The organism is Streptomyces sp. NPDC026301 (genome assembly GCF_055567935.1).
Genome location: NZ_JBVHPN010000007.1, coordinates 153,588 through 166,143, shown reverse-complemented (window position 1 = coordinate 166,143; position 12,556 = coordinate 153,588). Strand labels below are relative to the sequence as shown.

Annotated in this window: 12 protein-coding genes; 9 read left to right on the top strand and 3 right to left on the bottom strand. The window is 70.1% G+C overall.

Annotation, left to right across the window (positions count from 1 at the left end; all coding sequences use genetic code 11):
• Positions 1–64 precede the first annotated feature (64 nt).
• Genes ACZ4MH_RS14190 through ACZ4MH_RS14160 form a run of 7 tightly spaced genes read left to right on the top strand, consistent with a single transcriptional unit; the run spans position 65 to position 7,566 of the window.
• The gene (locus ACZ4MH_RS14190) at positions 65–967 is read left to right on the top strand and encodes an ABC transporter permease (protein WP_351585965.1); all 903 of its coding nucleotides are present in this window, start codon (positions 65–67) and stop codon (positions 965–967) included.
• Between the two features lie 14 nt (positions 968–981).
• A complete protein-coding gene (locus ACZ4MH_RS14185; RefSeq protein WP_351585963.1) occupies positions 982–1,818 on the top strand; it encodes an ABC transporter ATP-binding protein in 837 nt (278 codons plus the stop codon).
• Positions 1,815–2,816, top strand: coding sequence for an ABC transporter substrate-binding protein (locus ACZ4MH_RS14180; RefSeq protein ID WP_351585961.1), 1,002 nt, complete (start codon positions 1,815–1,817; stop codon positions 2,814–2,816). The genes ACZ4MH_RS14185 and ACZ4MH_RS14180 overlap by 4 nt, the downstream gene beginning before the upstream one ends.
• Before the next feature lie 7 nt (positions 2,817–2,823).
• Positions 2,824–3,927 carry an LLM class flavin-dependent oxidoreductase gene (locus ACZ4MH_RS14175; RefSeq protein WP_351585959.1) on the top strand — a complete coding sequence of 368 codons (1,104 nt, stop codon included), beginning with the start codon at positions 2,824–2,826 and terminating at the stop codon, positions 3,925–3,927.
• Entirely contained in the window at positions 3,924–4,964 is a 1,041-nt protein-coding gene (locus ACZ4MH_RS14170) for an ABC transporter substrate-binding protein (protein ID WP_351585957.1), read from the top strand. Before ACZ4MH_RS14175 ends, ACZ4MH_RS14170 begins: the two co-directional genes overlap by 4 nt.
• Positions 4,961–6,175: an acyl-CoA dehydrogenase family protein gene (locus tag ACZ4MH_RS14165; RefSeq protein ID WP_351585955.1), complete on the top strand. Its 1,215-nt coding sequence runs from the start codon at positions 4,961–4,963 to the stop codon at positions 6,173–6,175. Before ACZ4MH_RS14170 ends, ACZ4MH_RS14165 begins: the two co-directional genes overlap by 4 nt.
• On the top strand, positions 6,172–7,566 hold the full coding sequence (locus ACZ4MH_RS14160) for an FAD-binding oxidoreductase (protein WP_351585953.1): 1,395 nt from the start codon (positions 6,172–6,174) through the stop codon (positions 7,564–7,566). The genes ACZ4MH_RS14165 and ACZ4MH_RS14160 overlap by 4 nt, the downstream gene beginning before the upstream one ends.
• 70 nt (positions 7,567–7,636) lie before the next feature.
• Here ACZ4MH_RS14160 and ACZ4MH_RS14155 read toward each other — a convergent pair whose 3' ends face one another.
• Entirely contained in the window at positions 7,637–8,575 is a 939-nt protein-coding gene (locus ACZ4MH_RS14155; RefSeq protein ID WP_351585951.1) for an SDR family oxidoreductase, read from the bottom strand.
• 252 nt (positions 8,576–8,827) lie between these two features.
• Here ACZ4MH_RS14155 and ACZ4MH_RS14150 point away from each other — a divergent pair, with 252 nt between their 5' ends.
• Positions 8,828–9,670, top strand: coding sequence for a helix-turn-helix transcriptional regulator (locus ACZ4MH_RS14150; RefSeq protein WP_351585949.1), 843 nt, complete (start codon positions 8,828–8,830; stop codon positions 9,668–9,670).
• A gap of 303 nt (positions 9,671–9,973) precedes the next feature.
• Here ACZ4MH_RS14150 and ACZ4MH_RS14145 read toward each other — a convergent pair whose 3' ends face one another.
• The gene (locus tag ACZ4MH_RS14145; RefSeq protein ID WP_351585947.1) at positions 9,974–10,120 is read right to left on the bottom strand and encodes a hypothetical protein; all 147 of its coding nucleotides are present in this window, start codon (positions 10,118–10,120) and stop codon (positions 9,974–9,976) included.
• A 120-nt stretch (positions 10,121–10,240) separates the two neighbouring features.
• On the opposite strand from ACZ4MH_RS14145, the gene ACZ4MH_RS14140 reads away from it, so the two are divergent.
• A complete protein-coding gene (locus tag ACZ4MH_RS14140; RefSeq protein WP_351585945.1) occupies positions 10,241–10,729 on the top strand; it encodes a glutathione peroxidase in 489 nt (162 codons plus the stop codon).
• Positions 10,730–11,472: 743 nt separating this feature from the next.
• On the opposite strand, the gene ACZ4MH_RS14135 is transcribed toward ACZ4MH_RS14140, so the two are convergent.
• Positions 11,473–12,507, bottom strand: a complete 1,035-nt coding sequence (locus ACZ4MH_RS14135) for a hypothetical protein (protein WP_351585943.1) — start codon at positions 12,505–12,507, stop codon at positions 11,473–11,475.
• Between the last annotated feature and the right edge of the window lie 49 nt (positions 12,508–12,556).

Here is a 12,556-nt window from a genome sequence, read left to right as displayed (position 1 = left end):
CCCACTTCGCTCATCCCACTTCGCTCATCCCACTCACACTCCTCCCCCGACCGAGAGGCTCTCCATGTCCTCCCCGCCCACCGCCGTTTCCGGCAGCTCCCCGCCGGCACCCGCCTCCGCGCCGCTACCGGCCGCCGCAGCGAACCGGACCGCTCCGGTCACCAAGCCGGCCGCTCCCAAGGAGAAGCGCCCCGCCCGGCGTGTGCCGCGTGGTGTGCGACGGGTTGCCGGCCCCGTCGGGCTGGTGGCGCTCTGGTTCCTCGCGAGCACCACGGGTCTGCTCCCCGAATCCGTGCTGGCCTCTCCGATCGATGTCGTCCAGCGCGCGCTCGACCTCACCGGTACCGGCGAGCTGCCGCACGCCATCGCCGCTTCGGGCCGACGCGCGGCGACCGGATTCCTCATCGGTGCGGTGGTGGCACTCGCGCTGTCGCTGGCAGCCGGGCTGTTCCGGCTGGGCGAGGACGTCATCGATGCGTCGATGGGCATGTTCCGGGCGATCCCCTGGGTGGGGCTCATTCCGCTGTTCATCGTCTGGTTCGGCATCGACGAGACCCCGAAGATCGCGCTGGTGGCGCTCGGTGTCACGTACCCGTTGTACTTCAACATCTACGGCGGCATCCGGTCCGCGGACGCCCAACTGATCGAGGCCGGCCGGATGCTGGGGCTCGGCCGCATCGGCCTGATCCGTTACGTGATCCTGCCGTCCGCACTGCCCGGCGCGCTGGTGGGGCTGCGGTACGCGCTGTCCACCGCATGGCTGGCCCTGGTCTTCGCCGAGCAGATCAACGCGGACGCCGGCATCGGCTATCTGATGAGCAACGCCCAGCAGTACTTCCAGACCGACGTCATCGTCCTGTGCCTCGCCGTATACGCGGTGTTGGGGCTGCTGTGCGACTTCGCCGTACGGCTGCTGTCCCGGCGGCTGCTGGCCTGGCGGGCGTCGTTCGAGGGCGAAGGAGAGTGACCACAGTGCCCACGGTGAGCAGCAGGAACAGTGAGAGCAGCAAGAACAACAGGGAGAGCGACAAGAACAGCGTCCTGGTCCACGGTCTCAGCCGCGCCTTCGGTGGGACGACCGTCATCGACAGCCTCGATCTCACCATCCGGCAGGGTGAATTCGTCGCTCTGCTCGGCCAGAGCGGGTGCGGAAAGTCGACGCTGCTGAAGATCCTCGCCGGTCTCGACGGCGAGGCCGACGGTGACGTGAGCGTGCCGGAGCGCCGGTCGGCGGCCTTCCAGACGCCGCGGCTGATGCCGTGGCTGCGGGTGTGGCGGAACGTCGTGCTCGGTCTGCCCGGCACACCGGACCGGGCGCTCGCCGGGCGCTACCTCGCCGAGGTCGGCATCGAGGACCACGCCGGCACCTGGCCCAAGACACTCTCCGGCGGTCAGGCCCAGCGCGTCTCGTTGGCCCGGGCGCTCGTCCGTGAGCCCGAACTGCTGCTGCTGGATGAGCCGTTCGGTGCGCTGGACGCACTGACCCGAGGCAAGGCCCAGCGACTGGTGGCCGACCTGTGGCAGCGGCACGGCTGCTCGGTGCTGTTGGTCACGCACGACGTGGAGGAAGCACTGCTGCTGGCCGACCGGGTGCTGGTGATGGACAGCGGACGGATCGCGTACGAGGCGGAAGTCGGCCTGGAGCGGCCGCGCGACCTTGGGTCACCCGAGTTCGTGCGGCTGCGGGGCGAGCTGCTGGACCGGCTGGGCGTCCGCGACGCCGCCGCACGTCACGGAGGTCCGGAGGGACAGCAACGCCAGCAACGCCAGGAACATCAGGAACATCAGGAACATCAGGAAGAGGCAACGACCGTATGAGCCGTACGACCAGCCGTACGACCCCGCGCGCGGTGCGAATGCTGGGTGCCGCGCTGTCGGTCACCGCGCTGCTCGCCACCACCGCCTGCGGCAGTACCGAGGCGGCGTCCAGTACGGGCACGTCGCAGGTGACACTCACCCTCGGCGACCAGGCCAGGAACCTGCAGACCCTCTTCACCGCCTCCGGAGCGTTGAAGGGTACGTCGTACAAGGTGAGGTGGGCGGAGTTCGAAGGCGCCGCGCCGCTCTTCCAGGCCGTGCAGGCAGGCGCGGCGGACACCTCGTACGCGGCCGACCTCCCCACGCTGCAGGCACTCTCCGGCAGGGTGCCGGTCAAGGCCGTGGGCGCGCTGCACAACGACGGCTCGCATACCGGGATCGTGGTCCGCAAGGGCTCGCAGGTGCGGAGCGTCAAGGACCTCAAGGGGAAGAAGGTCGTGGTCTCCTCGGCCAAGGGCTCCATCGCCGAGTACCTGCTCGCGCACGTGCTGGAGCAGGCGGGGCTGCGCTACTCCGACGTCAAGGTCCAGTACCTGCTGCCTACCGACGCCCAGGCCGCTTTCGCCTCCGGGAAGATCGACTCCTGGGCCACCTTCGGCGTCTACAAGGCAGCGGCCGAGCAGCAGGGCGGCCGTCTCCTCGTCAACGGCACCGACGGACGCATCAGCGGCTACGGCTTCCTCGGCGCCTCCGAGAAGGCGCTGGCCGACAAGGGCAAGAAGGCCGCGATCTCGGATTTCCTGCGCCGTCTGGACAAGGCACTGGCCTGGTCCCGGAAGCACCCCGGTGAGTACGCGAAGGCCATCCGGCAGCAGAACGGCGCCTCCGCGGAGATCGCCAGGACGCTGGTGAGCCAGTCCAACAGCGATCTGCTGCCGGTGAGCGACCGGGTGACCCGGGACGTGCAGCAGGTCGGCGACACCATGCACCGCATCGGTGTCCTCACCCCGAATCCGCAGCTCGCCGACCACGTCGACCCCAGCCTCTTCAAGGAGTGACCCCGCCATGCCCGTCGAGTTCATCAGCGCCGTCCACCCCAACCCCGCCACCGAGGGCGACCCCACGGCGGGATCGGGTATCGACCCCGATTACGCCCGCCGCTACGCCCGTGCCCTGGACGACGGCGGCTTCGACTACACCCTCGTCACGTACCACTCGGCCGCTCCCGACGCGCTGCAGCTGGCGCAGTTCGTCGCGAACCACACCGAGCGCATCAAGCCGGTACTGGCACACCGCCCCGGCGTGATCTTCCCGACCCACGCGGCCCGGGCCCTGGCCACGCTGGACCGGATCAGCAAGGGCCGGCTGGCGGTGCACATCATTTCCGGCGGCAACGACGAGGAGCAGCGCCGCGAGGGCGACTACCTGGGCAAGAGCGAGCGTTACGCACGCTCGGACGAGTACATACAGATCCTGCGCAAGGTGTGGACGGCGGACGGGCCGCTTTCCCACGAGGGCCCGTACTACCGCTTCGAGGGCTTCCGTTCGGACGTGAAGCCATACCAGGACACCATCCCCATCTCGGTGGGCGGCTCCTCGGAGGACGCCTACCGGGTGGGCGGGCAGCAGGGCGACATCTTCGGGCTGTGGGGCGAGCCGCTGAAGGAGACCGCGGAGCAGATCGCCTCCGTCAACGCCCATGCGGACGCCGCCGGGCGGCCGCGGCCCCGCATCTGGGTCTCCTTCCGCCCGATCATCGCCCCCACCGACGAGCTGGCCTGGGAGAAGGCGCACCGCATCCTGGGCACGGTCAAGGCCCGGCATGCGGAGCGCGCCGCGCAGCGGCACTATCCGGCGGTCGGCCAGGGCACCCCGGCCAACATCGGCTCGCAGCGGCTGCTGGCCGCCGCCGAGCGCGGCGAGGTGCACGACCGCTGCCTGTGGACCGCGCCCGCAGCGGCCACCAATGCCGCCGGCGCCTCGACCGCACTGGTCGGCTCCCCGGAGACAGTTGCCAAGGCGCTGCTGGACTACGTCGACATCGGCTGCGAACTGCTCTCCATCCGCGGCTACGACCCGCTCAACGACGCGATCGACTACGCCCGTCATGTCCTGCCGCTGGTCCGCCAGGAACTGGCACACCGCGCTGCCACGGGAGCGGCCGCGTGAGGATACTCGGAGTCCGGGCGGCCGGACGCGCACTCTCCCTCGCCGCCGCGGCCGTCCTGCTGACGGGCACACTCACCGGATGCGGCGGGCCGGCCGGCGCGGAAGGGACCGGGGGCAGTGGGGACAGCCTGTCGTCGGTCACTCTGCGGGTGGGCGCGACCGGCTGGAAGCGGGAAGAGGCGCTGCTGAAGTTCGCCGGGCTGGACGACACGCCGTACCAGGTGCGCTGGAGCCTCTTCCAGGGTGGCGACAAGCAACTGGAGGCGGTACGGGCCGGGGCGCTGGACGTGGCGGAGTCCAGCGAGATCCCGCCGGTCTTCGCCGCCGCCGACGGAAGACCCAACTTCAAGGTGGTCGCCGTACAGCGGGGCAACACCCTCAACCAGGAGGTCGTGGCCCCCAAGGGCTCGAAGATCACAACGATCGCGCAGCTCAAGGGGAAGAAGGTCGGGTACGTCAAGAACACCACCGCCCACTACTTCCTCTACCGGCTGCTGAAGCAGGCCGGGCTCCAGTGGGACGACATCACCGCCGCCCCGCTGGAGCCCGACAAGGGGATGGCCGCGCTCAACGGCGGAGCCGTCGACGCCTTCGCCGGATACGGCAACTCGGTCATCGCCGCCCATCAGCAGGGCGCCCGCACCATCGGCTCGGCCAGGGACATCCTCTCCGGCAACTTTCTGTGGACCGCCTCCGACGGCACTCTCGGCAGCGCGGCCGCGCGCCGGGCGCTGGCCGATCTGCTCGCCCGCATCGACCGCGCGTACGGATACGTCCGCGACGGCCACGAGAAGGAATTCGCGAAGGTCACCGCCGCCGCGACCCATCAGCCGGTGGACGAGGCGCTGGCGGAGTTCAGCTCCGCCGAGGCGCAGCGCCGGACCGAGATGCGGCCGGTGAACGCCCGGGCCACCGCCTCCCAGCAGGAGGTCGCCGACTCCTTCCACGACCTGGGCGCGCTGCGGCGGGCACCGAAGGTGAACGGCTTCTGGAGCAACGCCCTGAACGCCCCGCTGCGAAAGGCCCTCTCCTCATGACCGCATCCGCTCCTCCCGCCCTGCTCCCCGTCCCCGACCTCACGGCCCTCGCGCCCGTCACCGAGCGGCTCGCCGCCACCGCCGCCGAGTACGACCGCAGCGGCGCCTTCCCCGCCGAGGGCATCCGCGCCGCGCACGAGGCGGGACTGCTCACCGCCACTGTCGGCGAACGGTACGGCGGTCCAGGGCTCGGCGTCGCCGCCACCGCCCGCATCCTGCACGCACTCGGCGCGGGCGACCCCTCGGTCGCGTTGATCACCGCGATGAGCCTCACCATCCACCACCGCCAGGCGGTACGCCCGCACTGGCCGGAGGCGCTCTACGCACGGCTGCTGGCCGACGCGGCACACCGCCCCGTACTGCTCAACCACATCCGGGGGGAGCCCGAACTGGGCTCCCCCGCGCGCGGCGGGCTGCCCGCGACAGTGGCCCGGCGCACCGCCGGCGGCTGGTGCCTCACCGGCCGCAAACGCTTCGCCACCGGTGTGGACGGGCTGGACTGGCTACTGGTGTGGGCCACCACTGACGAGCCCACGCCGCGCGTCGGTACGTTCGCCGTATCCGGTGCGTCCCCGGGCATCGAGGTCACCCACCGCTGGGACCATCTGGGGCTGCGTGCGAGTGGCAGCCACGACATCACACTGCACGGGGTCGAGATCCCGGCCGGGAACGTGGTCGAGATCGCCCCGCACGGCACGGCCGCGGAGCAGGACAACCGCGCGGGCGCCGCCCTCCACCTCCCGCTCGCCGCCCTCTACCTGGGCGTGGCCCGTGCAGCGCAGCAGTACTTCCACCGCTTCGCGCACGAGCGAGTGCCCGCCAACCTCGGCCACCCGGTGGCCCGTACGGAACGCTTCCGGCGCACGGCGGGTGAGATCGCACTGCGCCTCGATGCGGCCGAACAACTGGTGTTCGGCGGCGCCGAGCGAGTGGACGCGGCCGATGGCACCTACACACCCGAACAGGCCCTGGGAGCCCGCGTCCTGGCCGACCGGCACGCCACCGAGGCGGTGCAGCTCGCCGTACGCCTCCTCGGCAATCCGGGCCTGACCCGCGACAACCCTCTTGAGCGCCACTTCCGCGACATCCAGTGCGCCCCAGTGCACGCCCCGCAGGCGGACACCGCCCTGCTCACCATCGGCGAGCGGGCACTGGAGACACGGAGTGCCCGGCACGAAAAGACAGCCCGGCCCGGAAAGGCAGCAGCATGACTCTCCCCCTGGCGTCGCGCCCCCGTAACGCCGAAGCGCTGCTGACCGCACTGCGCAGCGAACTGCCCGACGACGTCCTCACCATCGGCCCCGAGGCCACCGCCCCGTACGCCGCCGACCGTTCCGGCAGCCATGCCGAGGGCGCGCCCCTGGCCGTCGTGCACGCCGCGCACGCCGACCACGTACGGACAACGTTGCGGCACGCCGACGCCCTGCGGGTACCGGTGGTGCCGCGCGGGGCGGGGACCGGCCTGTCGGGCGGTGCGAACGCGGGAACGGGCAGCGTCGTCATCGACCTGTCAGGTATGAACCGCATCCTGGAACTGAACCCCCAGGACCAGCTCGCCGTCGTCGAACCGGGCGTGATCACCGCCGATCTGGACCACGCCGCAGGCGAGTTCGGCCTTCGATACGCACCCGATCCGGCGAGCGCGGCGCTGTCCACCGTGGGCGGGAACATCGCGACCAACGCGGGTGGGCTGCGCTGCGCGAAGTACGGCGTCACCCGGGACGCGGTGCTGGGGCTCGATGTGGTGCTCGCGGACGGGACGCCGGTACGGACCGGCCGACGCACCGTCAAGGGCGTCACCGGTTACGACCTGACGGCGCTGCTCACGGGCTCCGAGGGCACCCTGGGCGTGATCACCGCCGCGACCGTACGACTGCGGCCGGTGCCCGAGACGACCGTCACCGTCGCCGCCTCCTTCGACACCTTCGCCGAGGGGGCCGAGGCCGTCTCCGCGCTCATCGCCGCCCGGGTCGAACCCGCCATGGCGGAGCTGCTGGACGGGCCGGTGCTGGCCGCCGTGGACGAGGCGCAGGGCACGGACCTGCGGTCGCGCGGCGACGCGCTGCTGCTCCTGCAGTGCGACGGCCGGGCCGCGGCGGCCGAGGCGGAGCTGGCGGTACCACTGCTGCGCGACCGGGCGGCCACCGTCGAGATCACCGACGACCCGGCGGAGGCCGACCGGCTGCTCGCCGCACGCCGGCTCGCCCTGCCCTCCCTGGAGCGGCTGGGACGCGTACTGATCGAGGACATCGCCGTGCCCAGGGCCCGACTCGCCGAAGCGGTAGGGGAAATCACGGCCGCCGGCGATCGGCACGGCGTACGCATCTTCACCTTCGCGCACGCCGCCGACGGCAATCTCCATCCCATCCTCGTCGTGGACCCGGACCTCCCGGAGATCCCCGCCCCGGCCTGGCGCGCGGCGGGTGACATCTTCACCACGGCGCTCCGCCTCGGCGGCACACTCACCGGCGAGCACGGCGTGGGCACCCTGAAGCGGCAGTGGCTGGGCGCCGAACTCGGCCCGGCACAGCACGCACTGCAACGCCGTCTCAAGGCAGCCTTCGACCCGCACGACACCCTCAACCCGGGAAAGGCACTGTGAGGCGGCTGTCGGCCCGGGTCGTCGGCGACGACCGACCGAGGCAGCGTCGCGGTGACCTTGACCTGGTCCGTCACGCACAGCGCACCCCGGTCAGCTCCTCGGACAGTTCCCACATGCGATGGGCGTCGTTCGTGCTGCGCAGACGGCTGTAGAGCTTCTGCTGCGCGGGTGGGCCGCCCAGGTGGCCCGGGCCGCTGGGGCCGTAGAACGCTCCGCGTTCGGCGTGCGGCGACGTGGCCGCGTACAGCGCGGGGAGCGGTGCGGTGCGGACCGTGCCGAGGAGGATGCCGCGGGCGGACAGGGCGCGGATGGCGCGTACGCCCCAGGTGTCCCGGGCGCGGCCCACTTCGGGGCGGGCGGCGAGCAGGTTCGTGGGGGCGACGCCCGGGTGGGACAGGTTGCTGGTGATGCCCCAGTCATTGGCTGCGCTGCGGCGGTCGAGTTCCCTGCCGAAGAGGCCGAACGCGATCTTCGACTGGCTGTAGGCGCGCATGCCGTCGTAGGAGCGTACCCAGTGCAGGTCGTCCCAGTTGATGGCGTTCCGGTTCGCCGCGACGCTGATCTGCGACGTCACGCGTGCCCGACCGGCCCGCAACAGAGGCAGCAGATGTGCGACGAGGGCGAAGTGGCCGAGGTGGTTGGTGCCGAATTGCAGCTCGAATCCGTCCGAAGTCGTCTGCCGCTGGGGTGGTGTCATGACGCCGGCGTTGTTGACGAGCAGGTGGATCGGGCGGTCGTCCGCCAGCAGAGTCCTGCCCAGCGCGGCCACGGATGCGAGCGAGGACAGGTCCAGCGTACGCAGCGACACGTCCGCGTCGGGGACCTGCGCACGGATCGCGTCGAGAGCCGCCTCGCCCTTGCTCGGGTTGCGGACCGGCAGGAGTACCTCTGCGGCGGCGGCCGCGAGGCGGGTCGCGATGCCGAGTCCGATGCCGTCGCTCGCGCCGGTGACCACCGCGCGCTTGCCGGACAGATCGGGGACGGTGATGTCGAAGTCGGTGCGTGGCATGGGTGAAACTCCCTCGGTGTCGTTGCTTCCACCGTGACCGAATCCGCAGACGTGGTGCAGGGCCTGCCGATCCCCTGATCCGGAGGCCGTGGATACGGCGGCCTCCTGCCGTTTACGCAGGCCAGTGCCGGTTGCCCATCAGACTGTGGCCGCCTTGGGTACCGGAGAGGGGGATCGACGGTCCGTGGCTGCGCCTCCGCAGCGGCGATAGAAAAGGGAGCGACACAAAGAGAGCACACAGGGGAGGGTCCAATGGAGATCGATCGGACCGGGTTGGCTGCCTTCCTCCGGCGCCGGCGGGAGCTGCTACAGCCCGAGGACGTCGGACTCCCACGGGGACAGCGCCGCAGGACCAGTGGCCTGCGCCGCGAGGAGGTCGCGGCACTGTGCCACATGTCGACCGACTACTACGCCCGGCTGGAACGGGAGCGCGGCCCGCAGCCTTCCGAACAGATGGTCGCCTCGATCGCACAGGGCCTGCATCTGTCCCTGGACGAGCGTGACCATCTGTTCCGTCTGGCCGGACACAACCCACCCGTCCGCGGCGCGGCCGGCGAACACATCGGCCCCGGCCTGCTGCGCATCCTCGACCGCCTGACCGACACCCCCGCCGAGATCGTCACCGAGCTCGGGGAGACCTTGCGCCAGACCCCGCTCGGCGTGGCTCTGACCGGCGACACCACCCGGTTCACCGGACCGGAACGGAGCATCGGCTTCCGCTGGTTCACCCTGCCGGCCACCCGCGCACTGTACGCGCCGCAGGACCATGCCCTGCTCTCCCGCATGTTCACGTCCGGACTGCGCCAGATCGCCACCCTGAGAGGCCCGGACTCCCGGGCGGCTCACTACGCCGACCTCCTCCTGAAACGCAGCGAGGAGTTCCGCAGCCTGTGGGATACGCACGAGGTGGGCGTCCGCCCCGCCCAGGTCAAACACTTTCTCCACCCTGAGGTCGGGCCCCTGGAGCTGAACTGCCAGACCCTCCTCGACCCCGACCAGTCACACCATCTGCTCGTCTATACCGCCACCCCCGGCTCCGAGAGCCACGACAAGCTGCGCCTGCTCTCCGTCATCGGCACCCAGACAGTCGGCTGACTCCGTCCCGGATGCGGTGTCAGACGCGCGGCGGAGGAACCAGCCACCCGGCCGGGCTCCTTGAGCGGCAACTCGGCGAAGTCCCACAGCCACCGGTCCGGGGTCGCGGCGGTCTCGATCGTCGCGCACGCCCGCACCGCCCACACCCCCGTCTTGATCCCTCCCGCCCAGGCGGCCGCTCGTGGAATCTCCCGTGCGCTGGGGTACCCATCCCCAGCGGCGGCGTCCACACGTCACGCGGAGCCGAACCGGCTCGGTCCACCTTGCTCCGAGGCGCCTGAGCCCTCCCCGCCCGCCGCCCGGTCACTCCTCGATAACCGAGGCCACTTGCTGCACTGGATGGACTAAGAAAGGTCGCCCCGCCAGCGAGATCTGCCGGCTGTCGGCCAGCGGATGGTGGGCCGACAGCACGGAGACCAAGGCCTCGGTGCGCAGCGGCGTGATGCTCACCCCCTCGATGGCGGTGCCCGCCCGTCCGATCCGGTGCGTAGGCGCCAGTCGAGGCGGTTCGGTGCGGTGCCGGCCGGCGGGACCGGCAAAATCCGAACGAGTGGCCCTAACATCTCCGGCATGTCTCTCTACAAAGTTCACATCGACGCTCTCCAGGGCGGTCCCTCGGACCTCGCCCAGTACCGGGGCAAGGCGGTCCTCATCGTCAACGTCGCCTCCAAGTGCGGCCTCACCCGGCAGTACACCGAGCTGGAACAGCTCCAGAAGAAGTACGCGGCACGGGGGTTCACCGTCCTCGGCGTCCCGTGCAACCAGTTCGCGGAGGAGGAGCCCGGAACACCCGAGGAGATCGCCAAGTTCTGCTCGTCCACGTACGGTGTCACCTTCCCGCTGACCGAGAAGGTCGAGGTGAACGGCCCCCGGCGGCACCCGCTGTACGCGAAACTCGTGCGCACCGCGGATGCGGACGGGCACAGCGGCGACATCCGCTGGAACTTCGAGAAGTTCCTCCTCGCCCCCGACGGCACCGTCGCCGCCCGCTTCTCCCCGCAGACCACCCCGGACTCCTTCGAGGTCGTAGAGGCCCTGGAGGAAATCCTTCCCGCCTGACGCCCTTGCTGGTCGGGGGCGGCCCCGCACCCGACCGCCGGACCGACGCCTACTCCCTGCCCCCGTCGTCCAGAGGCCAGGCCGTCATCACAGCCCGCCTGCTTGACACCGCGAGGGACATCATGTCGTTGTTGCCTGCGGGCCGTGTCGAGGCCTTCCGCCTGGCAAGCCAGGTCGCGGCAACGTTCTGGGTGCGGAGAAAACAAGTCTGGGCAGAGGGCTGCTCTCCCACGCCCCCCCCGGGACGTTTCTGCGGAGAGCGGCCCTGCCGGGGAGGCCATGGGAAGCTCCGGCCACGTAAACGTGGACGCCCTTGAACGGCGACGAGGGTGACAGGCAAGCGCTACTCCTTCACTGTCCGAGGGGAGGGCCTGCGGTGTGCGGAGAAGGCTGGCGGGGGGGGCAAGGCCGCGCCACTGCTGGGCTGGTCGTCGAAAACTCCGCCGCTCCGGCCTCCACCGTTGCATCAGCGACCTGACGAGCGTTAACGTCCACATTTCCCCGATACCGTTGTCCACCGAATCACGCAGGCGAAGTGTTCGGCGAATGCCTTGCCGATGTCGGAGGTCGCGCCGGTGACGAGAGCGAGCTTGCTCGTGAGGAAAGTTCCGGTCGACACCAGCCGCTCAACGATTCCCACCCGCAGCAGGCTAACGAACACACTAAATGAAATGATCTGCAAATAGTCCCTGCAATTCCTCCGAGAACGACTTGTTGGAGGCATACCTCCGCCGCAGAGGCAGTCACTCTCTGCCTATCACTGATGCCTGAGCGATATCCTGCGTGCGCAATTTTGCGTAGACCGCATCAAAAGTGAGGCCGCCGATGAATCCGACGGGGATCACGAAGAAGATGATGCGGCGGGCGGCTTCGCCGTTGAGAAGATCGGGAGTGGAGACCAGTTGCGCCGCGATGAATAGCAAAGCGGTGATGGCGCCGGCTACGGTGCCCAGTACCGTCGTACTGAGCCAGCTGTGTGCCTCATCGAAGGAGTTACGGATGATGGCGCCGCAAGTGGCGGACAACAGCGGGGCCGCTACCAGAGACGTGATGCTGCCCGGCGTTCCCGGCTGCAGTCCGTACGTCAAGGGGACGGTGGTCAACGTCCCCACCAGCAAAGCCAGGCCGACCGCCAGGCCGACCGCCGCGTTCCGGTCGGCCCGGCGCCGACGGCGAGCTTCCTCGTCCTGTTGCAGGGCCTGACGGCGGTGTTGGCCGACGAGACAGGACACCACGTCCGCAGCGGAACCGGGCCGCCAACCGGCAGCCGTGACGGTGACATCCTCCTCGGTGGCAAAGCCCCGTTCATGGGCGAAACGGTGCCAGACTTTTTCGGCCGCGCCGCCGAAGGCTGCGATCGGAGCGAGGGCAATGCGCCGGGACAAGGCGATCAGGCCGGCGGTGAAGGTGGATCGCCCACCGCCGATGAGGAGAACCGCATCGACAGAGAGCAAGGAGCGGTAGTAGCTCACTTCCCAGTCCGCCGACGCCTCGGGATGCATATCAAACGTCTCATCATGCTCTGCGAGTTCACGATAGTCCGTGTCGTCGCGACCGTAGCGGCCGTAGGTCTGGATGGAGCGCGGCCGCGCTCGTCCCGATGCTATGTACCCGCGAACCACGGCCGCTTCAATGAATGCTGCACGACCGGAGTGCACGACAATTCGGCAGTCTCGCAGAGCGAGTTCCTGGCCGATCTCCTCGGCTGCCGTGACCGCGAGGGTGGGATCACGCACCGCGGGCTCATAGCACCGCCCTGGGTCGGCGCTGCCGATCACGGCGACCAACATATCCACCCTGCCCCGCTCCCGTTCACAGCCGACTGCG